Genomic DNA, 26,175 nt, shown 5'->3' on the forward strand with positions numbered 1-26,175 from the left:
AAATATGAAAACTAAAATAATATTGAAAGGTTTTCTACTATCATCTTTAGTAGTAGCCACGTTTTTATCATGTACGGACTTAGAAATCGAGGAAACTGATTCAATCATTACCGCAGATAGCGGCTCTAGTGAATTTACCCCCTTGTCAGACCCGTCATCATCTCTTAGTGATTTATACAATAAGGTAGGAGGAGATTTTCAAAGTCAAGAAACCATGTATGCCATGTCAGAAGTAGCTTCTGATGAACTTTTAATTCCTACAAGGGGTACCGATTGGGGTGATAATGGTGTTTGGAGACAAATGCACACACATACTTGGAGAGCAGATCACTTATTCATAAGAAATGCATGGAACAATTTGAATCAAAGTATTTTTAGGGCAACCGAAATATTAGAAAGTGATCCTAGTACACAAGTCGTTGCAGAAGCGAAATTTCTTAGAGCATTTAATATGTTTTTTGTAATGGATTTGTTTGGCGTTGTACCTTTTAGAGAGGTGACAGAAGGCCCAGATGTAAACCCTAAGGTGTTAACACGTCTAGAAGCATATAACTTTATTGAAACAGATTTAATAGAAGCTTTAGCTGACTTACCAGAAGGAAGTACTGGAACTGCAAATACAGGCAAAGCTACAAAAGCAACAGCAAACTTTCTTTTAGCAAAATTATACTTGAATTCGTTCATCTATGATGGTACTGGAACAGCAGATAATGCAACGATGCAAAAAGTTATAGATAATGTTGATGCCATAGCAGCTAGTGGTTTTAGTATTGATCAAAACGGTTATTTCCAAATATTTGAACCATCAGATGATACTGAAACTATTTTACACTTAAGTAGTGAAGTAGCGCCTAGAATTTGGAACACTCTGCATTACAACCAAAATTCTCCTGATAATGATGGAGGTGGATGGAATGGATTTTCAACTCTTTCAGAATTTTATGATTCTTTTGAAGGTGCTGAAAACTCGAATTATGTTGGGGATAACCAAGAAGAGCGCAGAGGGTTTGTACCAGATGCAACAACAGCCAATAGCCAGAACTTAGGTATTGGATATGGTTTCCTTATTGGACAACAATATAATGAAGATGGCACAGCCCTAAAAAATAGACAAGGCCAGCCTTTAAGTTTTACAAAAGAGATACCTGCATTAGTAGGTAATACAGAGGTAGAAGGTATGCGTTTAATCAAATACCATCCTTACGATCCTACTGATACTGAAGATGAAAAATCACCTCTTGTTAATTCATTTAGACGTCATCAAATCTTATTCAGATATGCTGATGCACATTTAATGAAAGCAGAAGCTATGATGAGAATGGGCGGAGATGCTACGACCTTAGTGAATGAATTGAGAACAAATAGAGCAAATACTTCGGTATTGGCCTCTGTATCCATGGATGATATTCTTGCAGAAAGAGGACGTGAATTATATATTGAATATTGGAGAAGAAATGATCTAGTTAGATTTGATAAATTTACAGCTCCATGGCAACTAAAAGAAGTTTCTGGAGATCCTAATGTGAATTTATACCCTATACCGCAAACCGCATTACTTTCTAATCCTAACCTAGTACAGAACCCTGGATATTAAGTAACTTATCAAGTATACTAATTATATACCTAAAGCCTCTGATTTGAAATTATCAAATCAGAGGCTTTTTATTTACTAACTGTAATCAACAAATTTCGAATAACAAATTAGATAAAACTTATGGAAAATTATCTTTGCCACTCAGGCATTCGTATAAAGTATAATAAAACTAATTGACCATTACCTTAAGGGCAGAAAAACTTCCGCTTTCCACTCCAACGCTTCCCCACCAAAATTAGGGTTACTATAAAATATCTCAACAGGTTTACTAACAACTTCAATATGCTCTTTAGCTGCGTAGTCCAGAAGTTTATACCATGCCCTATCAGAAGTAATGTAATTTCCGTTGTAACTAGCCTTAATAACATTCCCTCCTTCAAATTTCTTATACTTCACATCTTTATTAATTGGAAGGTTTTCATTTTTTATGATGGGATAACAGAAATTATAATGGATACTATCATTTGTTTGATTCCAATAGGTGACTTCTATAAAAGGGAAACCATTACTCTTAATACCACTACTAGCCATTAAATTATCTAAATAAGGATAAACTCCCATCATCCCTTTCGCTTTTTTTAATTGTGTTGTTTTTACAGGTAAATAAACTACATAACTAGATTCCAATTTTTCCTGACCTATAACTACCACTTTAAAATTAGCTAAATGATCTTTTAAATTATCATTAAAATGTAAAAGCCTATTTCTAACTTCATCTTCGAAAAGCGAATCTGAAAATAAGATTTGTAATCTATTTTCAATACTATTATTAAGGTCGGTAACATATACTTTTACAGAAGATGTAGAATCTGTTATAGGTTGAATGTCCCAATCATATCTATAACGGATACTTTTAATTTCTATTTCTTGAATAATACTATTGACATCCTTACTTTCTAGAATTTTTGAATTACCAATAGCACTAGACCACTTTTTAATTGATTGATTGACTACTCCTGGATAAGTTTTCACTTTAAAGCTAGCTAAATAATCATAAGGTTTCAAAAATAAATACCAACAGAAAGAACACAAGCCAACTACTAAAAGGATAAATAAAAATTTTTTCATTTTAATGGTTTAGAATCTACTGAATTCTTCATTTTTAATTTAGATACTACAAAAGCTCCGAGATCTCTTCCCTGTTTTACACCTACTTCAACTGCCGCTCGGTAGTGAATACCACCATACATTCTACTAATTGCAGCCTCGTCTGCGGCACTATTAAAAGATGAGAATGTTCTTATTGGCAATCCATACGTAGTCTCCGTATCATCATCAAAAGAGAAATTATCCCCAAAAATATCTGTTAGAACTGTTGACGCTGCCCCAGAAACCACAGAATGACCACTAGTATATTCTGGAAAAGGCGGTGTTTGAAGTACAGGCTTCCAGTTCTCATCTATATATTGATTAATAACTGTTTCTGGGCGAATAAGGTTACTTCTATATTTTTCATCCCAACAACTAATAAAGGCATCTGCAATTGCTACTGAAGTTTTGGTATAAGCATAAACGGTATCATCAAAATCATAACTCATCTTTCTTGCTGCAATTTTAGTAATACCTATCCAATGTGCACCAGGCGTTATTTTTTTTGTTGCAAACATTAAATGCCCTTTGGTAACCGAAACATACGGATTACAATCCCAAAATTGAGCGATTTGAACTTCATCTGAGGCATCTCCTTTTTTTACCATATCTAAAGAAATGTCATACACTTCTTTGACCTCCTTATAAAAAATAGAATTTTCGTCTAAAGAAAAAGCAGGAGGAGGAACAGGTTTAAATTGGTCCGGTCTAACAAGAGTAAAAGCTCTAATTTTACTCCAATGAGGCTCAATACCGTCCATATAGGCTGGAGGAGTAGGCTGCCAACGAGTAGCATCGTCAGTATCCACAGTGAATTTAGGCATCGTTCTCGTTTGCTTGTAATTATCGCTATCCATCCACGCTGCTATATGGTCAGCAACTAATAGTCCATAATTCTTAGAACTCGTAAACAAAGCTTTGTTCTTATCTTCCCAATTCATATAAAGGCTGTCCCTAAAACTAATTATTTTGTCCTCGGAAAACACAAGTCTTCTACTTAGATCGATGTGAGCTATAAGAGCAGCCATTTGATAATTAATAGTAGTTCCATTTTCCGGTTTAGGAATTTCTTTCAACTCATTTATTTCGCCAGATAATGAATTATATTTCTCATTATTTAGTGCAATAATTTCATAGGCAGCAATATTAGGGTAAGCAAATATCCTACTTGCCACTGGAGGTGAAAAAATATCATGAATCATAATTTCAGTAACTTTATCAACCGATTCATGCAATTCATTTGGACTAACTACAATCATTTCTTCCTTTGCGCAAGAAGTTAAAACAACCGCAACTAATAAAATACTTATAAATTTTGCTTTCATAATAGACTCTTTATTTCTTAGCCAGTTCGTAAACTTGTGCCTTATCGTTATTCATTGTAACCAATAGATAAACTTTACTCTTTAATTTTATAATATTTAAATGTCTTACAGATTTTAAAGCAAACTGAAGTCCCAAAACATCACCCAACAAAATAGTATCTTCATTTTTTATTAAAGCTCCAGAAAATGAATCGAATCTTCCATGAAATGGTTTTACTCCAAAATAATTACCTCCTACCAATACATCATCTTTTCCATCGCTATCAAAATCAAAACGTAAGAAAGACTTCAATGGAGCAACCTGTAAGGTTTTGGGGAATGAAACAAACTCATAGGAACCTTCATTATTTTTTAAGTAACCTGAGCGTAATTCGTTTAATTCAAACAATTTTGCCTTATTTAAAGTTTTCACATCAATAATTTCTTCAATTGTTTTACCTGCAAATGAATTATAATCCGTGAATTCCTTTCGCAACGAAACCATTTGTCCAGAAAGTTGTGATAAATCATCAATAGGATAGTATTTTCCTCTCTTTTCAACCGCTATAATTGTTTCCGTACTCCCATTAGTGTCAAAATCAGAATAATACATCCTTAATGGAAATTCATTTGATGCTGTGAATTTGGTATTAGTACCCCAATTACCTAAAAGGTAATCTGTATCTCCGTCTTGATCTATATCAAAAGGAATAATACACTGCCACAATCCTATCAAATTTTCTACAGCAATCTTATCTTGCTTAAACATACCATTAAAATTTTTAAAAAATTTTGGAGACATCCATTCACCTACGACTATAAGATCTTTTACACCATCATTGTCAAAATCTTCCCAAATTGCATCGGTTACCATTCCAACATCATTAAATGTATCATCTTGAACAATTTTAAAAATACCGTCCTCATTTTCTAAGAGATAAGATGGAGGAATCTTTCCAAAATCATTAGAAGTTGCATTATTGCCTACAAAAAGGTCAATGTCTCCATCGTTATCAAAATCATTTTCTCGTATGACTGAGGCGTTTTCAAAATATTCTGGAAAAGGTATTGGCTTAAAAAATGTGTCAAATTTGATATAATAACTATCTAGTAATGGTTTCATTTGATTATAAAAATCAGCCCCTCCTGAACCAACAACAACATCGTTCTGACCATCATTATTAAAATCTGCAATAACCGCGGCAATGTCTTCTTTTATAGAATCTTTAGCTAAAGAAGGTAATTTTATTTCTGTATAGCTACTATCATTTTGAATATAAAATTTAGGAGGAAAATATTTTGATCCGCCGAATAAAATATCTTCCTTTCCATCCTTATTTAGATCTCCTAACGCAACTGCAGGACCACGGTCAGAAATCTGATATGGAATTAATTTTTGCCTGTTAAAATCAATATAATTATCTTCTATATGAGTAAAGTCTATTCCAAGATTGTTTTGGGTTAGTTTAAATATTTTTTCTGCTTTAGGTTGAAGAGTTTTATAGTCAAAAGGTATGTTATTTTCTGGCTTAATAAGCAAAGTTTGGTTCGTTGCTATATTTTTTAATACCTGATGAGTTCTATTTGGCCATACAATTTTAATTGAATCTACCACCTTACTATTACCGAATCCAAAGTGTATGATTGGCTCTGAAGATGCTTGAAAACCTCTTACAGTATACAATTCTTTATATTGTAAATTGCCTTTAGTATAGACAAAAACTTTGGTTCCTATACCAAAACGATTCTTAGATTCGTATTGGAATTTTATTTTAAGATAGCTGGCGTTATCATTCGTTTTATTGATGTATAACATTGCCCTATCATTAATATTATTTGTAACAATATCTAAATCACCATCATTGTCAAAATCTCCAAAAGCAGAGGCACCTGACTTTAAGGTATCATTCACTATCCATTTTCCAGATTTATCAATAAAATCATTCTCTTTAGAGCCTTTAAAAATATAATTATGAACGGCCCCTGAAGGCATCATATCAAGTGCTTGCTGATCTACTAGCTTTGTATCACTAATTTTTTTTCTGATCTGCTCATCAGAAACAAAATTTATATAATCTAAATCATTTGGTCTCTTAGGTATCCCATTTGAAATAAACAGGTCCTGTTCACCATCTTGATCGTAATCTGCAAAAAGAGCACTCCAGCTCCAGTCTGTTGCAGCGACACCATTCATTAATGCTGTTTCTACAAACACTCCATTTTTTTGATTTACTTGAAGCATATTGCGAGTAAATTGATAATGGTACCCTAAATGCTCAATACGGAGATTTTGAGATTGAATATTATCATCTCCTAATGATGATTTTAAAACTTTTTCATCTTCGGGAAGCATATCCAAAGAGATTAAATCTGGCCAACCGTCATGGTTAATATCTGAAACATCATTACCCATAGAAAACCTAGAGGTATGTCCGAAATACTTTTTTAAACTTTCACTAAATGTGCCATTACCGTTATTCAAATAATAGTAATCATCTTCATGAAAGTCATTACCTATATAAATGTCAGGATACCCATCTTGATTGAAATCTGCTATAGAAATCCCAAGACCGTAGCCATTAGGACCACCAAAAATACCAGCCTCTTCACTTACATCTATAAATTTACCATTATCATTTCTAAGTAATTTATCTCCGGTTTGATAATTTCTCTTATTTCTTAAATTTGCTTTCCCATATGATTCTTGCGTATGAATAGCGTGGTTTAATAAGTACACATCCAAATCTCCGTCTAGATCATAATCAAGAAAAGCCGCAGTAGAACTATAGGAGTCATAATCCAATCCATATTTTGCTGCGCGCTCTGTAAATGTTTCATCTCCATTATTTATATACAACTCATTATGACCATTGAAACCATTTATCCCTACTACAGCACACACATAAATATCGAGTAGACCATCTCCATTTACGTCTCCCATAACTGCCCCAGTATTCCAAGTACTATTTCCAGAAACTCCTGCTTGATCTGTAATATTTTCAAATTTCAGATCTCCCTTATTCAAGTAAAGTTGATTCTTAACTTGATTTCCTGAGAAAAATATATCCGGTAACCCATCATTATTAATATCCCCAACAGCAACTCCGCCTCCATTGTAGAAATATAAATAGTCTAAAATATTTTGATCATTCTTTTCTTCAAGTATATTTTCAAATAAAACACCAGTTTCCTCAGCTGTAGGATTTTCAAATAATTCGCTACCTTCACGACCACAACTGATTAGAAAAAAAAAACAAATTAATAGTACAAGATAATTATTCATTTAATTTATAAATCTTGGGTTTATTATTATTTATAGCCGCTATTAAATAGTATTTACCTGCGCTACTTTTAAATTTTTGCAAATGCTTAATCTCATCTTTTATGAAGAAACCAGAAGTTTCATAGTCTTGCCAAGAAAAATTGAGTTTACCATCTCCTAGCAATACATTACCATAACTAGCATCTAATCTAGAATACTGAGGTTTAAATTCAAAATTATTACCTCCCATAACAAGATCAAGATTGCCATCATTATTTACATCAATACAACTAATTCCGCAAATGCATGATAATTGAACTCTGCTAGGTAAAACTTTGATTGTAAATTCACCTCCTCCTTCATTTACAGCAATCAACGATTCCATTGTATTTGCTGTTTTCACAATAGTATTGTCAAATACATCTTTAGGGAAAATTTCTTCAATTGTTCTTTTGGCATAATCAGATGCTTTTAAATTTTGCTTTTTTAAAGATACGATTTGCGCCGTTAATTCTCTTTTCTGATGAAGTGGATAATCTTTTCCATTAAAGCTTTGAGACATAATTTGTTCTATACTCCCATTATTATCAAAATCATTAATCCAAAGTTTCATCGGTGCTAGTCCTGATGCCTTATAAGGAACGTTGCTGCCTTGATTTCCTAAAATAAGATCTAAATCTCCATCATTGTCTAAATCTGCAGAAGCAACCGTGCCCCACCACCCCTTAAGATTATCTAAATTTGATGCAAGTTTTGATAATCGTCTTCCTGAATTCTTATAAATATTTGGTGTCCCCCATTCTGAGACTGTAACTAAATCTTTCTTTAAGTCCCCATCTATATCTACCCAAATAGCATCTGTAATCATTCCCGAATTCTTGAGGTCGTATGCCAATTTCTCTGTAGAGTTTACAAACTTTCCTTTTCCTGTATTTTCCAAGAACAGGTGATTAGGGCTAACTCCATATACCCCAACAACACTTCTTGATCCTACAAAAACATCCACATCACCATCATTATCAAAATCATAAGGTGCTATAACAGAAATATTCTTAAAGCTTGAAGGAATATTTTCAATGGATTTGGTGAATTCTCCCTTACCATTATTTAAATATACTCGAGGTTTATATGAGTTCTCTTCAGAAACTTGATTACCCCCATTACCTACCATCAAATCTACATCTCCATCATTATCAACATCAAAGAATGCAGCAGCGGTATCTTCTAACCTAAAATCTGCTTCAATATCATTCTGACTAGATTTTATTAATTCTCCGTCCCCCAAATGAAAGTACAAAATGGCAGGAGCGCCTTTTGCTCCCCCAACAAATATATCTTCATTGCCGTCCCCATTAACATCAGCCACCGCCAGTGCAGGACCTTCCTGCGATAACATTTTAGATATAAGCCCTTCATTATCGAAATCTTGATAATTATTTTCTTTGTGAGCAATTAATTTCTTTTCACTCAACTCCTGCAGTAGTGTGCTTTTTGATTTCTTCTCTGGAATTTTATAAGTTTCTAATGCATCTGCATGACTCAGCGTTATAGTTTGATTTGATGCTATGTTCGTAAGCTTCTCAATTTTATCATCTGGCCAAAGTATTTCTAATGAATCTATAACTTTAGTCGCTCCCAAGCCAATCGCCATTGTATAATCCATAGAAGATTGAAAACCTCTTGAAGGCATTTCATCTTGTAAAATTATATTTCCTTTATAAAACAATTTAACACGAGCGCCAATAGCAAATTTATTTTTATCTGCCCCTATAAGCTGAATTCTGATGTAATTATTATCGGCAAGTTCATTAGATTTATTTTTATAAATAAATGCTTGCATGTTTACATTATTTACAACAAGATCTAAATCTCCATCATTATCTAGATCTCCGTATGCAGCTCCATTGGAAAGACTTGGAATTTCTAATCCCCAATCTTTTGATGCGTTTTTGAAGGTTATATCACCATTATTTTTATAAGCATAATTACTTTGTGGCTTTATTGGCATCTTACTTATTATAGAATCAATAGATTCTTTCTTACCTGTTAATGCCATTTTTTGAATAATCTCATTTGCCAAAAAATCAACAAAATCCAAGTCCGTTAAATCATGATTTACACCATTGGTAATATAGATGTCTCTTAAACCGTCATTATCCATATCAAATAAAAGCCCTGCCCAACTCCAGTCTGTTTTAGCTACTCCACTATGAAATGCTACCTCGGAAAATGAACCATTTCCATTGTTTAGTTGTAACGTATTTTGGATATATTGTTGATAAAAATCCTTACTTTGTTTCAATTTAAATATATTATATCCTTCAAACTCCATTACTGATTTTACTCGCTCATCTCCTTCTGGGAGCATGTCAGTAATAAAAATGTCGTTCAAGCCATCGTTATTTATATCAGCCATATCAACACCCATAGCTGATAGACATAGGTGGGAAGTCCAGCTCTTAATATCTTCTGTAAAAGTGCCATCTTGATTGTTAATGTATAAGTAGTCTCTTTCGTAAAAATCATTCGAAACGTATATATCCGGATATAGGTCATTATTAACATCACTTACCATAACTCCCAGACCAAAACCAATTAAACTTCCATAAATACCAGCTTCCTCACTAACATCAACAAATTTACCACCGTCATTTCTCAATAGCATATCCCCCACACCTCTAAAGATATCAGGTACACCATCCCAATTTTGTGCTCTTACATCTCTTTGCTCTGCATAGCCTAAACTACTTACTGGTATATTGCTATTATTTAAAATGTAAGCATCTAAATCCCCATCTTTATCGTAATCAAAAAAAGATGCATGAGTTGAAAATCCCGTTTTAGCTAAATTATAATTGGATGCTTGTTCTGTGAATGTTAAATCACCATTATTAATATAAAGATCATTGTCATGGTTATTCCCTTCCATGTTGCCCGCATTACTCACATAAATATCTAATAGACCATCGTTATTTATATCAGCCATTACGACGCCTGTAGACCAAGGTTTATTTCCTTCTACCCCTGCTGATTCTGAAACATCCTCAAACTCAAAATCTCCTTTATTAATATAAAGTTTATTTTTCTCCATATTCGCAGTTAAGTAAATATCTGGAAGTCCGTCATTATTTATATCACCGATTGCAACGCCACCGCCATTGTAAAAATTACGGTATTTAAATATGTTGAAATTTTTTTGATTTTCTACTTTATTGATAAAATCTATTCCTGTTTCATTAGGAGTTAACATTGTAAACAATGTATCTAAGTCCTTAACATCCTTTAGCTCCTCTTTTTCCTTTTGGATGCAAGAAGTTAAAAAAGCAAAACTACTGAGAAGAAATAGTGCACTTCTTAATTTTTTAAATTTCATAAGGGTATACGGTTCAAAATCTTAATTTAACTGAAAGGCTATTTTTTAATAGATTGATAAAAAACAACTAATTGAATTCGAAGTGTTTAATTAACACGTTATGCAATATAACAAACTAAAATTATAGACGTGGGAAAGTATTTCAATTAATTAACAGGTTGTTATTTCTACTAAGTCCTAATTACTTCAATACCTTCTTAACATGAAGAAAAGAAGGTATTGAAAAATAAAATATATTCCAAAAATGCTTTTAAAGCCTTGTGCGTGTACTACTTCGCAAAGTAGACATAAATAGCAATTACAATAACACATATTGCCAATCCTACTTGATTTACATATTTATATGGTGTAATAGAAACCTGATTGGTATATTCTAATACAAATGGCTCTTTTCTAGGATATAGCTTACCAATAGCAAGCATAATAAGTACATTTAACACAAACAAGATAGCATTTACATGCAAGAAATGTGGGTAATCATCTGCACCAAACACATATGGTTTTAATATAAACTGACTAATGATGTATAAAACGGATCCTGAAATAATACCAATTTTAGCTGCAATTGCAGGTACATTTTTGGTCAAATACCCCACGATAATTATTGAAAAAATCGGAATACTATAGATTCCATTTATCTCTTGTAAATAATAAAATAAACTACTTGCATTTGCAATTAATGGAGCTATAAACATTGCTGCTAGTGCCAAACAAATCCCAAATATTTTACCATACTTAACCACCAATTTCTCAGGGGCCTCTGGATTAATGTGTTGCTTGTAAATATCAATCCCAAAAAGAGTTACGGAACTATTTAACACACTATTAAATGAGCTCAAAATAGCCCCAAAGAGCACTGCGGCAAAGAAACCTACAAGTGGTTTTGGTAATACGGCACGTACAAGTTCTGGATACGCCATATCACTAGATGCTAAACCGCCTTCAAAATAATGATAGGCAATCATACCCGGTAATACCAATATTAAAGGACCTAATATTTTTAAAAATGAAGCCAATAATAATCCTTTCTGACCTTCAGCCAAATTTTTAGCTCCTAATGCACGTTGTATAATTTGTTGATTGGTTCCCCAATAGAACAACTGCACCAACATCATACCTGTAAATATGGTTGCGAAAGGCACTTCTTGTCCAGGATTTCCAGTAGAATCAAAACGTTCAGGGTTGGCTGTCATCAACACATCTAAACCATTTAAGACACTACCATCACCTATAGCCATTAATCCAAAAATAGGGATTAACATACCCCCTATCAATAAACCAACAGCATTTATAGAGTCGGACACCACAACTGCTTTTAACCCTCCAAAGACTGCATATATTGATCCAATAATCCCTATTCCCCAAATACACAGTACAAGGGCTGTTTTATCAGAAACACCTAAAAGCGTAGGAATATCAAACATTCCACTAATAGCTACAGAGCCAGAATAAAGTATTACTGGTAGTAACACGACCACATATCCCGTTAAAAATAAACCCGAAGTTATCGTTTTAGTAGTGGTATCAAAACGGTCTGCCAAAAATTGTGGCACAGTAGTTATCCCGCCTTTTAAATATCTAGGTAACAAAAAGATTGCGGTTACCACAATGGCTATAGCAGCTAAAGTTTCCCAAGCCATAACTGACAATCCATCTTTATAAGCACTACCATTTAAACCTACAATCTGTTCTGTAGATAAATTAGTTAGTAATAAAGAACCTGCAATTACTCCTGCCGTTAAACTCCTTCCTCCCAAAAAATAACCATCAGATGAAGATTCATCTGTCTTCCGCGTAGCAAAGTAAGATATAATAGCCACAAGTGCCGTAAACCCTACAAATGAAATAATTCCTAACATTTTTTATTTAGTTTGATTATAATTTATAAATATATTAGAATAATTACACATAATTTAATTTACACGCCTATAATTATTGGTATAGTAGAATCAATTATGATATTCATACAACTACAACGTTTTCTTTAATCAAAAATTCAATTTAACAGGAATTTCACCATTTTAAAAAAGCTATTTCGTTGCTTTGTAAAATCTAATGGAATAATTTTTTAAATCATAAAAAATGAAACTTTTATCGTTTGTATCTATTGCCATATTTTTAACGGGTTGTTCTAACTATGGACAGTTAACCTTTGTGACCAAACTTCCTAAAGCCGTAAAAGAAAATTCGGGAATTGCTTATTATGGAAATGAGAAAGCTTGGTTTGTAGAAGACCACGGAAATGATGATATCTTGTATCAAATAGATTTTAATGGAAAGATTCTAAAAGAGCTTCAAGTAAAAAATGGTGGAAATCAAGATTGGGAAGACCTTACTCAAGACAAGAAAGGGAATCTTTATATTGCAGATATTGGAAATAATACAAATGAGCGAAAGGATCTAGTAGTCTATAAAGTCCCAAATCCTGAGATAGAACCTGGTGATAAGATAGACGCTCAAAAAATTGAATTTTATTATCCAGATCAAAAAGAGTTTCCTCCTAAAAAAGATCATTTAATTTATGATGCCGAAGCCTTGTTTCATTTTAACAATGCACTTTATATCATCACAAAGAATAGATCACGCCCATTTACTGGAAAAACTTTTATTTATAAAATTCCAGATACTCCAGGAAAATACGCTGCAGAGTTAGTCGGCGAATTTACTCCTTGTGAAACTGCTCGAGTTTGCCAAGTTACCTCAGCTACAATTTCTCCTGATGGGAAAAAATTAGTGATATTAGGATATGGTTTTTTATGGATTTATTCTGATTTTAAAGGCGATGATTTTATCAATGGCACGTTAAAAACTATAGATTTAGGAGCCACTACACAAATAGAATCTGTTTGTTTTAAAGATGACAACACCCTTTTAATCTCTGATGAAGAGCGCGCTAAAACGGGTCAAAATCTATATTCCTATTCCTTGAAATAAAAAAAGGTTACGGTACCTAGAATCCAAAGCCTAGACCAAAACTAAACCTTGGTCCGTCTTTGCTATTAAAAACAGCTAAGTTAATAGATAGCAGGTCTGCGGCATTCAAGAAAAAACCACCTCCATAAGAGGTATGCCACGTATTAGAATCTACAGTAGGCATCCATACCTTACCATAATCAAACCCTGCAAAGAGTCCCATTGCGGTGGGTAAAATACTAGTTCTCATTTTCTTTAAGCTAAAACGAAGGTCTGTATTTTGATAGTAAGAAGATTTTCCTGTAAATCGTTGATTTCTAAACCCTCTAAGTCCATCTACCCCCCCTATACTTGCCCCTTGGTAAAATTCAAAATCGTTTCCTACAATAAAATGTCCTTTCCATTTTGTAGCAAGAACAAGTCTTCCGCTAGGTATTAACTTATAATCAAAGGACAGGCTAGGAATAAGGTAAGCAAATCCATTATCCGTATCATTTAAATCGGTCTTATAACCAGCTTTTAGCGCCGTAGCCATTCCTAAGGTTGGAAAAGCTTGGTTATCCTTATTTTCATAGGTATACTCCGCTTCGCTACCAATAAAACGATTTGTGGTCTCTTCCCCATTTTCTTGGTAAAATTCATTCACAAATCTATCAGCTGTTTCTTCTACTTCTATAGATTCTATCATAAGTCCGGCTTTGAACTTTGCTCCTAATCTTCCTCTCCACACCAATGAAGGTGCAAACTTTATGGTTTCAATACGTACTCTATTATAGTCTAGATCAAAATCATCATCGAAATTTTCTGTATCATTCCCGAAACCAAAAAAATTGATCGCAAAATTAGGGCTGGTAAATCGCGCAGCAATTTCTAAATTCCAATTTTCAAAAATATGCGCAAATTCTCCTTTATAAGCAACATCATAACCACTGGTAGCAAAATAATACGATGCCATAATATCATGCTTTTCTGTAAACGGATTTTGCCTAAACCCATTATAAGTATACGTATTTTGAAAACCAATTTTGACACCATCATCTGGGTTAAAACCAATAGTAGGTATAATTTGGTTTGTGCTATTTCTTATTTTTAATGGTTGATACGTGTTCACGGTATAATCATCCATCAACTTTACTTTTGTACCCTTTATTTTTTTAAACGTATTCTTTTTACTTTTATAATCGTAAATACTGATATTTCTAGAAGTCTCTATATCATAAATGTCATTATTCTGCCCTCCTATTAATCGTACTTTAATAGCGTTGTTTTTAACTCCTTTCACCTCAAACAAATCATCATCATCCAAGCCATATACCCAAATTTCTTTAGTTGTTTTTTTATTAAATATTTTTTCGAAAAACAGTTTTTTCTTTTTATCGCCTATATTTCTGTACGCTTTAATTTCAGTTTCATTTTCATTAATTCTGTTAATCTCAAACCAGTCATCTTTATCAGTACCGGTAACTACCGCAAATTTATTCAAGATAGAAAAGTAGGTTTCTGCAGTTTCTGTTATCCCTGCCAAACGTGCCAATAAGGTATGTTTTATTTCTGCTACTTTCTCATCTCTCACCTCTTCTGGGAAAGCTAATAAGGCTTCATCTATAATGGCTGGGGTAATATTTGCTTTCAGATAATTCGCTTGTTCTATCCATTCACTTTCTGTAGTTTCTGGCAATAAAGCCATATCTAACACATAGGTTTTAGGCGAGGAATTAAATCCTCTCACACTTCTAATTTCATCATTAAAACCTTCCATTAAACGCAATCCGGGGATAATTCTAGTCGCAACATTCATTAATAACCCATCTCCCATTTGTGAGAATACTTGGTCCCGATCTCTTGGCACCGGCTTGTAGACTACTTTTTTGGTGTCTTTATCTTTAAATTCTGCCCAACGCCATTGATCTGTGTGCCTATCCCAATCGCCAATGGCCATATCAAATAAACGCGCTCTAATATAAAGTTTAGTATCTACGCTATATTTTTCATCGTCACGTAAATCCTCGAGCATAGAATCGGTACTTTTCAATTCATCACTATACCCAAAACTCTTTAAATCTCCATGACCATCACCAGCATGCTCTTCAATCATATAAAGCTCATCACCGAAGGTATCATTATACTCTTTTAAGGCTGTTTGCTTGGGTACATAATAGAGAACAGGATTGGTATGGTACAAATCTACAGCATCAGACAACGTTGCCACTGCAAAAGGAGCAAAAGGATGCGCTCCCGTATAAAAGTCTTCCAGCAATTTCTCTGTATAGGTGTCTCTTAAATCATCTACGACGTACTGATCCTGAAATGCCATAGACTGAAGGTAGAGTTCTGCACTTTTACGAATAGCGCGCATAACATATTCTTTACCACTTTCATCTCTTAACCTCAAGGATTTAGATTGATGACCGCCTCCTTTTTTTACTGGCACAAGGCCCCCAAACAAAGTATCTAACCTTACAGTAGGAGCCGTTATCTTGGTTCCATAATACTTTCGATATTTTGTTCCCCAAATTTTCTCATGAAATTTAGATTTATCTACTTCTTCCGCAGTATAAATAGAAGAGGTTACGGTAGCGGGAAAGTTTTCACTGTATACCGTATCAGCTAAAAACCTATCTTTTTTTAATACTTCCGTCCCAAAAAGAAAATCTTCAGATAAATCATCATTCAAGCCATAGAAACGTACCTTAGAGGAACCATCTTTATAAACGTCGAGGATAGCATAGCCCATTTGCCCAGTTGAAAACTCGCTACCATTTAGCAATTTTGTATGTCCCTTCTTTGATCCCGAGCCGCTTACAATCTGTGGAGTATTTTTTTCAACGATATATTGCAAAGTATGTTCATGACCAGAGGCAAAAATTACTTTATCAGAAAACTGGGCTAATGTGGTAATTCTATCACGCAGCTCTCGGTACATCTTATTGTTATTATCCTCAATAGATGGTCCCGCTGTTTTTCTAAGGACGTTAGCCACAGAACCAAGTATAGGTAAAGGAACATTTTTATTGGAGGGATACAATTGTTGCCTTAACGTAGTTTGACCACCATGAGAACCATAAGTAAACATAGGATGATGCATCGCAATTATGGTAGTACGCTCCCGATTGTCTTTGATTACATCTTCTACTTCTAACAAAAATTTATCTCTACTCTTAATATCACATTTATCATTAATATCTGGGCGTTTATCCCAATTGGTAAGATACCATTCTGTATCGATCACCACGACCACTACATCCTCATTAATTTCTATAGTTTCTATAGGACATCCATTTTCTGGAAAAAAAACATCATCGCTATTTAATTTCTCTTGAATATATTCTTGTTCTCTCTTTAACCCTACTAATCCTTCGGTATACCAATCATGGTTCCCTGGAATAAAAAACTTATTTCCTTTAAAATTAGCTAACGTTGCTATTTGAGCATTTAAGTGGCTTGCGGCTGTTCGGTATGCCAGAGTAGAATCTACAGGATCTGGCAAACCTGCAGGATAAATATTATCACCTAGAAAAATAGCCGTACTGTTTTTATCAGCTACATTCAATCGCTCTTTAAATGCCTTTAACGCAGGATTCATTCCTCCTAAAGGTGACAAACCTGCATCTCCAATCAAATAAAAGGTATGAGATACCTCTTTAGCTGTTGGTGTATCTTGACGATCTTCAATATTTTTATACTTAGCATGGTAAGTAGCACATCCTGAAAAAAACAAAAGAATTACGATAAGAGTAAAATGTTTACGCATAGCAGCAAGTAAAGAGTTATAAAATTTGTAATTTGGACTTTTAATCATGATTCATATGAACGACATATTATCCAAAACCGAAGAGTATGCTACGGATTTACTAACTAAAAAATTAGATAGTAAATTTTTATATCATAATCTTAGACACACTCAAAGAGTCGTTAAAAGTACTAAAGAATTACTAAACTTCTATAACCTAAAGGACGAAGAAAGTAACGCAATCACTATTGCTGCATGGCTTCATGACATTGGATATACGGTAAGTTCTTCAGACCATGAAGAGCACGGAGCTAAACTTGCTAAAACTTTCTTAGAAGGTTTAAACTGCGATGCCAATTTAGTACATACTGTATGTGGTTTGATTTTAGCTACAAAAATGGGGCATAGCCCAAAAAATCTTTGTGAAGAAATAATAAAAGACGCAGATTGCTCTCATTTTGGACAGCATAGCTATCTGGAGACTTCTGAACTTCTTAGAGAAGAGCTTACACTTCTAGAAATAGCCTCTTTTACACGCAAGGAATGGCGCGATAAGAATATTGAATTATTTAGAACCCAACACCACTATTACACTACATATGCCAAAGAAAATTGGCAACCAATTAAGGACGAAAACCTTCAAGGCTTATTAAAGAAAAAGAAAAAAAACAATAAGCTTGTTAAAAAAGAGAAGCTTAAGGTTAGCTTAAAAAATAAAAGTCCAGAACGTGGTATTCAAACCATGTTCAGAGTAACTATGCGCAACCACTTAAAACTGAGTGATATTGCGGATACGAAAGCAAACATTTTACTATCGGTAAATGCTATTATTATCTCTTTAATTTTAGCAAATTTGATTCCAAAACTAGACAACCCAAGCAATGATTATTTAGTGATACCCGCTGCTATATTTGTTATTTTCAGTGTTACATCTATGATTATGTCTGTTTTAGCTACCCGCCCCAATGTTACCAGCGGAGAGTTTAATAAAGAGGATGTAGAAAATAAAAAGGTAAACCTTTTATTTTTTGGAAATTTCCATAAAATGAAATTAGAAGATTATGAGTGGGCTATTCAGGAATTGATCAAGGACCAAGAATATGTATACTCCTCATTAACTAAAGATTTATATTTCTTAGGCTTAGTTCTAGACAAAAAATACAAGCTTTTACGTTGGACTTATACCATTTTTATGATTGGTATGGTGCTCTCTGTAATTGCTTTTTTCGTAGCTCTTAAATTCTACGGTCCTGAACGAATTATAGAATTGCCTACCTAGTAGCTTTCTATCTAAAAAAACCTTTCCCTATCAACCACCATTTTAATTTGCAGACTATCTTCCATTAAGATAATTCTGTGCTGTTTTTAGTTGAATTAAATAAAATTTTCAATGGCAACCACAGGTGAAAAACTTAAAGAACGCATAAAGGAACTTACTTGTCTCTATGAGGTAACTTCTATAATAGTTAATTGTGACTATAACCAATTAGAAACTTCATTAGAAGCCATTGTTGATTGCTTAAAAAAAGCAATGCGTTATGATGAGGATGCTTATGTATCATTGTCCTGTGACCAGTACCATGTAACGTCTGCATCAATAATACCAGAACTAGTATCCTTGAAATCTTCTATAAAGGTATTTAATAAAATTGATGGGCATATAACCGTAGGATACCCTGCCACCAATTTTACATCGGAAGACTTTTTAAAAGAGGAACTTACTTTACTAAATAATGTAAGCTTAGCTATAGGCAATCTTCTAGAAAAAAAACAAATACGAGAAAATGAAATTGCCATCAAAAGACAAGTTGAACGTTCTGACAGACTCAATATACTAGGCGAAATAACCGCTGGAATAGCACATGAGTTAAACACGCCACTGGCTAATATTTTAGGTTTTGCAGAACTTTTAAGAAATAACCTTACGGATGAAAATGCAATTCGAGATTTAGATAAAATTGTAGATAGCGCTATATTCTCAAGAGAAGTAGTAAAAAAATTAATGTTTTTTACTTGCGAAATGCCGCAACAAATGGGTGAACTCACTGTTAATCCAATAATCTCAGATGTTTTAAACCTGCTAGATCTCACGTTTAAAAAAAGTAAAGTTAACTATGCTCTTTCGTTTAATAAAGAAAATATTCAATTGAAGGCAGATAGCATTCAATTAACGCAAGTACTATTCAATTTAATCATGAATGCCATTTATTTTTCCCCTCCTAACACTACCATCACCATTAAAGTTAAAGAACTTGCTCATGAGGTAAGAATTAGTATTTCTGATGAAGGTCCTGGAATATCTAAAGTCAACGAAGAAAAAATATTTCAACCATTCTTTACCACTAAACCCGTTGGAGAAGGTTCTGGATTAGGTTTGAGCGTAGTACACGGAATCGTTAAAAGCCACAAGGGCCAAATTACCTATTCTCAAAACAAGCCAAAAGGCGCCACTTTTGTTGTTAATTTTCCAAAATTATAGGCATGGAATTACTTAAAGAAAATATTTTAATAGTTGATGACGACATCAATATCCTTGAATTATTACAACGCCATTTACAATTGCTCGACTACCATATTTATAAAGCGGTCTCTGTAAAGCAAGCATTATATATATTAAAAGATACAGCAATAGATTTACTAATAACGGATATTCAAATGCCAGAAGTAGATGGTTTAGAACTTATTAAATATGCATCTGAACATTATCCGAAAATTCCAAAATTGGTAATTACTGGGTACCCTTCTGTCGATGGCGCATTGAATGTTATTAAATCTGGAGCTACAGATTACCTGACCAAACCTTTTACCAAAGAAGAACTAAAACTCGCTGTAAAAAAAAGTATCGAAAACAAAACCGTTAAACCTCCTTTGAGGAACATCAGAAGTGTAGAAAATCTAAATTCTGACATGATTGGTAACTCTCCCGCGTTCAAAAAAATTACAAATACAATTAACCGAGTTAAAGATAATAAAGCCACGGTATTGGTTCAAGGTGAAAGCGGTACAGGAAAAGAACTAGTATCTAGAGCTATTCACTATTCAGGGAAATTCGCTAGAGAACCTTTCATTGCCGTAAATTGTGCTGCAATACCAGAAAACTTATTAGAAGCGGAGCTCTTTGGTTATACTAAAGGAGCATTTACTGGCGCCAATGAAAATAGAAACGGATTTTTTCAAGCCGCAAATAATGGTACTTTATTTTTAGATGAAATAGGAAATGCTTCTCTAGCCGTGCAAGCGAAACTCTTGAGAGCACTACAAGAAAAAGAAATTACAAAAGTAGGTGCTCAAAAAGTAGAAAAAATTGATGTTAGAATTATTGCCGCAACGAACGAAAATTTACAAGCAATGATTGCACAGAAATTATTCCGAGAAGATCTGTATTACCGCCTTACGGTTGTGCAAATTATAGTACCGCCACTCCGAGACCGAAAAGATGATATTAGATTACTTACGGATAAGTTTATTCGAAAATATGGTATTGAATATAAAGACAGGATTTTAAATATATCACAAGAAGCACTCACTATTCTTGAACGATACTCATGGCCAGGAAACATCAGAGAACTTGAGAATGTTATCCAAAATGCTGTAATTATGAGCGATGGTATTATTGATGTTGAAAACCTTCCTGAAAATTTAAAATTTAAAATAAAATTCCCTAAAAGCACTCTTAAACCTCTTGCAGAAATAGAAAAGGAATACATAAAAAAGGTACTCCTTTCTACAAATAACAATAAGACAAAAGCGGCAGAAATTCTTCAAATAGATCGCAAAACACTTCGTGAAAAAATAAAATAAGGACTGATACTAATATACCCAAATGGGTATTTTTTCCTCAATAACAGTATTAGGGGTTTCTTTAAAAATACAAATAAGGTATTGATTATCAAATCAATGCCAATTACTTCGCTATATCAAACATTCAATGGCACGCAACTTGCCTACTGCTATAGTATTCATATTTGAAAATGTTGCTAACAGTAAGACTATGAATTTCAGGTTTCAAATTTTTGTTTGAAACCACCATCATAATCGTGGTTGATTGATGATATCTACTTGGCTTTCGGATACTAGGCTTCGGTTTAGTGAAAGTCAGGTAGATTATTAAAACTTATAATTAGTGATCGCTTATGAAAAAATATAGCAATAGCATCTGTTCTACCTGTACACATCAAAAATATTGTGTACTTACTTCTAATCAAGAACACATTAGTTCTTGCGGCGAGTATGAACATTTTACGGAACGTTTAAATTTTAATGAATACCTAACTATGCGTATTCAAACACCCAGGTATTAGTCTAAAAAAGAAACAATGATTGCAAAAGAAAAAGTTGTAAAAGCTACAAAGCAAGGCATGCTAGATAATGTAATGCGACAATTTAATAATGCCGCTGATATTATAGATTTAAACTCTAACATTAGAAAAATACTAGAAATTACCAATAATGAATTAGTGGTACATTTTCCTGTAAAAATGGATAACGGCGAAGTAGAAGTTTTCACAGGATATCGCGTGCAGCATAATAATGCACTAGGCCCATATAAAGGTGGTTTACGATATCATCCTACGGTAGATATTGATGCTGCGAGAGCCCTTGCTATGTGGATGACCTGGAAAACATCGTTAGCAGGCCTACCTTATGGTGGTGCTAAAGGAGGCATTCAATTAGACCCATCTAAGTACTCTTCCTCAGAATTGGAGCGTATTACAAGACGGTTTACATATGCATTAGGAGACAATATAGGACCTGAATTAGACATTCCTGCTCCAGATGTAAATACCAACCCTCAAACCATGGCTTGGATTCTTGACACTTATATGTCTACAAAGGCACCTGCAGAACGCTCAAAAAATATGCACGTGGTAACCGGCAAACCGTTAGGTGCCGGTGGTTCTGAAGGAAGAGATCGCGCCACAGGGTACGGGGTATTTTTGAACATAAAATTTTGGGCGTTAGATAAAAAAATAACATTAAAAGACAAACGATTTATTGTTCAAGGTTTTGGAAATGTAGGATACTGGACCGCCCATTTTCTTGAAAAAGAAGGTGCTAAATTAGTCGCTGTTCAAGACCAGTTCGGGTGTATTAGTAATGAAAACGGAATAGCCGTAGAGCAACTTTTTGACTATACGAAAGCAAACAACGGCAGCATTCTTGGATTTACAAATACAACACCCATAGCTAGCAAAGATTTCTTTAGTATTGATTGTGACATCTGTATTCCTGCAGCGTTAGGCAATCAAATTACAGAAGAAAACGCACCACTTATCAAAGCATATTTAATAGCGGAAGGTGCCAATGGGCCTACCGATGTAAACGCTGAAAAAATATTATTAAAAAAGGGTACTGATATTATTCCTGATATTTTGTGTAATTCTGGCGGGGTAATTTGTAGCTATTTTGAATGGTTGCAGAATAGAAATGGAGAAATATGGCAACTAAATGAAGTTCTTGAAAAACTAGAAAAAAAGCTTGAAGAATCGTTTAGAAAGGTGATCGAAACATCAAGAAAGAAAGATGTTGATATGAGAACTGCAGCTTTCATAATTGCCATTGAACGATTAGAACTTGCGTACGTGCAACGAGGAATTTTCCCTTAATAGCACGGTACTTACAATTTAAATGCATTGAGATGAAATACGGAACTATAACAATTGAAAAGAAAGAATACGTGATGCTAAAACGGTTCTTGCACTTATCTGGTTACCATAGAGATATTACGTTTAAAAAATCAATCAAAAAACTATCAGAAGAATTAAGTTTTGCTAAGATTTGTGACCATGAAGAGATGCCGGTAGACGTTATTCGCTTTAATTCTGTGGTAACTATTACAGCAAATAATGGTTGGACAAAAGAATTTCAATTGGTTACCCCAAAAGATAGCGACCTAAAAAACAATAAGGTTTCTATTCTTACCCCTATGGGAGCCGCTGTCATTGGTTACGCAGAGGGTGATACCATTCTATGGGAATTTCCTACTGGCGAACAACAATTAACAGTATCTAGGGTAGAGCAGAAAAATAGTCAAATTGATATTAATGTTTTATTATAAAAAAATAATGAGGACATTTAACCCTACAGAGTCAGACCATTTAATTTTCTTAAAAAAAGATAAGGCAGAGATTGAAAACTGGATAGAACAGCTAGAGTTTATCAATACTGAATTAGAGTATTTTACAGAGATTGAACATAAAATACTCAAGGACAACACTATTAATCAATTGATTCAAACTTTAAAAAGAGGAAACACTCTAAAATTAGGCATTTTGTATCGCTGTGAAAGCAATATGTCTAAAATGAAAGAATGTGATAACATGCAGTGCGATGCGTATTATTTGAATAATCATGAAAAAAATAGAGTATCATATTTAGAGCACATGAAATTATGTTATGCTTTAAAAACTAAAATATATGATAGTCTACTCAAATTTAAAGTTACCTAAGCTGCTTATATTTTGAGCTCATCTATAAGATCTTCGTAGGTGTACATCTTATCTTGATGTGCATCTACACCATCTTTTACAGAATACATGATATCTGCGCGTATAGCCTTTAAGCCTGCCACACCTTGCAATCCTTCTAATTCTACAATTTCTAATTTACCACTAAAATAGCCTTTAGATTTTAAGAATTTTATATAACGTAAGTATTCTAGCTCATCACTTTTCTGAGCATAAACAATAACCATTTTACCCGGTTCTGTTATCCGCTTCGTTGTTCCTTTTATATAGGATTTATCAATACGCTTTTTAATAATTTCGTATCGGGCATTATAGGTACCATCCACATCAAAACGTTTTTCATCCATTCTAAAACGAATAGCCAAAGACGTATTATAAACTAACATTAATGATGCTACATCTAAGGGCACAGAAAGTTCTGGCTTTAAATTATAGTGCTTATTTTCCATTTCGCACATAACCTGCAATTGCCACAATCTTAAGTTACTTAAGTAAAGTGAATCAAATTTTTGGTCATCTACAATAGAAGCACCTATATACATATTGTGCTCTACACCGTCAGTCTTGTAGCGCTCAAAATAATGCGGAAACATAGCCTGAGCATCTTTCTGCTTTTTATCAATAACAGAAGATAGTTTTTTATTGATCATCATAACACTTTCATCATAGTTCCTACGGTGATCATAATATGATTTTGTCCCCATGTCTATGCTTGCTTCGTACGAAGTGATCATTTGGAGTAATTCAGAATCTTTATTTTTCAAATGCTCAAAAACTGGTGCAATTTCGTTCTGAACAAAATTAAAAACGGCCTGCTCAATATTTGTATTTAGTACTTCTTTAACCTCATCTATGTAGTTGTCAATTCTAAACATTAACTCCTCATAAACAGGCAGTTTATTTCTTTGCCAAGCAGCATTTAATACTTTATTGATATCTGATAGCTGTATCATAATATCCCGTTGAATAGCCGTATTTCTTGCTAGTGAAGAATCTTTAATATCTATTTGACCATATAATGGGTAAACATCTTTAAAAACAATTTCTTTAAAAGAAGGCTGTCTACCTTCTAAACCGTCGGTAATAAAACGTTTAGCTTCTTCTTTAAATTTCCAATAGACAGAAGAGTGTACGGAAGTACATTCATTTTGTATGATAGCATCTATCCTATTTTCTTCTTCAGACATAGAACGCAAAACACCCGTTACAATAAAAGGCATAATATCTTCTAGCTTATTAGCATTTACACTATTAAGCCCGTTTCGCTGTGTAGAAACCAATTCTAATACCCCCAATAAGTTTCCTTTTGAGGCAATCGGTGCAAAAATTACACTCTTAATACCTTGTTCTTTTAAACTCTTGTAAGGCATTATTCCCCCAGAAATATCAAAATATTTATCTACATCTGAAATTGTGAAATACCCGTTTTCATTTAAAAGCTTATTATAAGAAGATTGGCATAGCGCTTCTGTGCAAGGCTCTACTTCTTTCTCTTGAAGTATAAAGCTCTCCATTCCTACTCCAAATACTTTTTCAAATTGATCTTTCTTCGGATTATAGGTAACAAAACCAGCACGTATATCAGAAATACTAAAGAAAGACTTAAATGTCTCTTGCAAATTAAACATGAAGCTCTCACTACCTCTCTTATCATTAGCAATTAAGCTAGATTTTATTTCAGAGATGGCATGCTCATTAGTTACATCAAACATAGAAGAAATCACAAAACCTTTACCGATAAAGCTTTGTGGCGGAATCTTTTCTTGCCATAAAGCAAGATTATCAAAATTCTCTAAAAGCTCATCAATATCTTCACTGGTTAATTCTTTTGATAACTCCGTCGGAAGAATTTCCATAAAATCGGCATTATACAAAATGCGATAATGACGCATGACCCCATTTTTATCTGGAATATCGTAGAAAAAAGGTCTTTTAAAATCTATGGTTTGCCCATAATACGTGCTTAATATTACCGTGCACGTTAACACATATAAATGGTGCTCCGGTAAATCGCGCATGTGTGGTAAAAATTCTTTTCCACCAGCATCTTCAAGAATTTGCTTAAATCGTTCAGATGAATTGAACACAATATTATCAAAAGGCAATGATGCCGCCTTGATTTCATTGCTGGTAAGCACCTCTGAAAAAGTGTCTTGAAGAATAATTTTTATAACGTCTTTATGCTTTTGTAGTAAAGTAACATCGGTAAAACCGTCCCGAAGCTCGGGATAGGGTGCTTGAGCCGCTAATATATAATTAGCTTTATTAGCTAGATAACTATCGTCACTTTTAGCCATAAGGTCATATTGTTCTAATATCTTATTAAAACTAATCATCTGACTAAGTGGTGATTGCAACTTATCTATCATATCTTCATTGGTCGTTATCGAGCCTGTAAAATTACAAAAGAAAATCCACAACTTTAGTATTTAGATTTGTTTAG

The 26,175-nt window shown here is 33.7% G+C and carries 15 protein-coding genes; 8 read left to right on the forward strand and 7 right to left on the reverse strand.

Annotated elements, in window-relative coordinates; translation table 11 throughout:
• Window positions 1-4: 4 nt before the first annotated feature.
• Window positions 5-1,594 carry a RagB/SusD family nutrient uptake outer membrane protein gene (locus M666_RS02775; protein WP_029444996.1) on the forward strand — a complete coding sequence of 530 codons (1,590 nt, stop codon included), beginning with the start codon at window positions 5-7 and terminating at the stop codon, window positions 1,592-1,594.
• 180 nt (window positions 1,595-1,774) lie between these two features.
• Here M666_RS02775 and M666_RS02780 read toward each other — a convergent pair whose 3' ends face one another.
• From M666_RS02780 to M666_RS02800, 5 genes are all read right to left on the reverse strand, one after another.
• The gene (locus M666_RS02780; protein WP_029444997.1) at window positions 1,775-2,662 is read right to left on the reverse strand and encodes a GyrI-like domain-containing protein; all 888 of its coding nucleotides are present in this window, start codon (window positions 2,660-2,662) and stop codon (window positions 1,775-1,777) included.
• Complete coding sequence (locus M666_RS02785; RefSeq protein WP_029444998.1) at window positions 2,659-4,008, reverse strand: vanadium-dependent haloperoxidase; 1,350 nt, start codon at window positions 4,006-4,008, stop codon at window positions 2,659-2,661. The genes M666_RS02780 and M666_RS02785 overlap by 4 nt, the downstream gene beginning before the upstream one ends.
• Window positions 4,009-4,018: 10 nt before the next feature.
• Window positions 4,019-7,270, reverse strand: coding sequence for a VCBS repeat-containing protein (locus M666_RS02790; protein WP_029444999.1), 3,252 nt, complete (start codon window positions 7,268-7,270; stop codon window positions 4,019-4,021).
• Window positions 7,263-10,622, reverse strand: a complete 3,360-nt coding sequence (locus tag M666_RS02795) for a VCBS repeat-containing protein (protein WP_029445000.1) — start codon at window positions 10,620-10,622, stop codon at window positions 7,263-7,265. The genes M666_RS02790 and M666_RS02795 overlap by 8 nt, the downstream gene beginning before the upstream one ends.
• 269 nt (window positions 10,623-10,891) lie before the next feature.
• Window positions 10,892-12,481, reverse strand: a complete 1,590-nt coding sequence (locus M666_RS02800; RefSeq protein WP_024479062.1) for a solute:sodium symporter family transporter — start codon at window positions 12,479-12,481, stop codon at window positions 10,892-10,894.
• Between the two features lie 223 nt (window positions 12,482-12,704).
• Here M666_RS02800 and M666_RS02805 point away from each other — a divergent pair, with 223 nt between their 5' ends.
• The gene (locus M666_RS02805; protein ID WP_029445001.1) at window positions 12,705-13,556 is read left to right on the forward strand and encodes a YjiK family protein; all 852 of its coding nucleotides are present in this window, start codon (window positions 12,705-12,707) and stop codon (window positions 13,554-13,556) included.
• A gap of 16 nt (window positions 13,557-13,572) precedes the next feature.
• On the opposite strand, the gene M666_RS02810 is transcribed toward M666_RS02805, so the two are convergent.
• Window positions 13,573-17,286 (reverse strand): metallophosphoesterase, encoded by a 3,714-nt coding sequence (locus M666_RS02810; RefSeq protein WP_029445002.1) that lies wholly within the window; start codon window positions 17,284-17,286, stop codon window positions 13,573-13,575.
• Window positions 17,287-17,341: 55 nt separating this feature from the next.
• Here M666_RS02810 and M666_RS02815 point away from each other — a divergent pair, with 55 nt between their 5' ends.
• The 6 genes from M666_RS02815 to M666_RS02840 all read left to right on the forward strand — a co-directional run bounded on the left by M666_RS02815 (window position 17,342) and on the right by M666_RS02840 (window position 23,714).
• Window positions 17,342-18,544 carry a Pycsar system effector family protein gene (locus M666_RS02815; protein ID WP_029445003.1) on the forward strand — a complete coding sequence of 401 codons (1,203 nt, stop codon included), beginning with the start codon at window positions 17,342-17,344 and terminating at the stop codon, window positions 18,542-18,544.
• Window positions 18,545-18,655: 111 nt separating this feature from the next.
• A complete protein-coding gene (locus M666_RS02820; RefSeq protein ID WP_029445004.1) occupies window positions 18,656-19,744 on the forward strand; it encodes a sensor histidine kinase in 1,089 nt (362 codons plus the stop codon).
• A 2-nt stretch (window positions 19,745-19,746) separates the two neighbouring features.
• Window positions 19,747-21,066, forward strand: coding sequence for a sigma-54-dependent transcriptional regulator (locus tag M666_RS02825; protein ID WP_029445005.1), 1,320 nt, complete (start codon window positions 19,747-19,749; stop codon window positions 21,064-21,066).
• 515 nt (window positions 21,067-21,581) lie between these two features.
• A complete protein-coding gene (locus M666_RS02830; protein WP_029445006.1) occupies window positions 21,582-22,871 on the forward strand; it encodes a Glu/Leu/Phe/Val family dehydrogenase in 1,290 nt (429 codons plus the stop codon).
• Window positions 22,872-22,903: 32 nt separating this feature from the next.
• Window positions 22,904-23,323, forward strand: coding sequence for a GreA/GreB family elongation factor (locus tag M666_RS02835; protein WP_025613820.1), 420 nt, complete (start codon window positions 22,904-22,906; stop codon window positions 23,321-23,323).
• Window positions 23,324-23,330: 7 nt separating this feature from the next.
• Window positions 23,331-23,714, forward strand: coding sequence for a hypothetical protein (locus M666_RS02840; RefSeq protein WP_148307481.1), 384 nt, complete (start codon window positions 23,331-23,333; stop codon window positions 23,712-23,714).
• Window positions 23,715-23,719: 5 nt separating this feature from the next.
• On the opposite strand, the gene M666_RS02845 is transcribed toward M666_RS02840, so the two are convergent.
• Entirely contained in the window at window positions 23,720-26,101 is a 2,382-nt protein-coding gene (locus tag M666_RS02845; protein WP_029445007.1) for a cell surface protein, read from the reverse strand.
• Between the last annotated feature and the right edge of the window lie 74 nt (window positions 26,102-26,175).

It is taken from the genome of Cellulophaga baltica 18 (assembly GCF_000468615.2).
Classification (GTDB): Bacteria; Bacteroidota; Bacteroidia; order Flavobacteriales; family Flavobacteriaceae; genus Cellulophaga; species Cellulophaga baltica.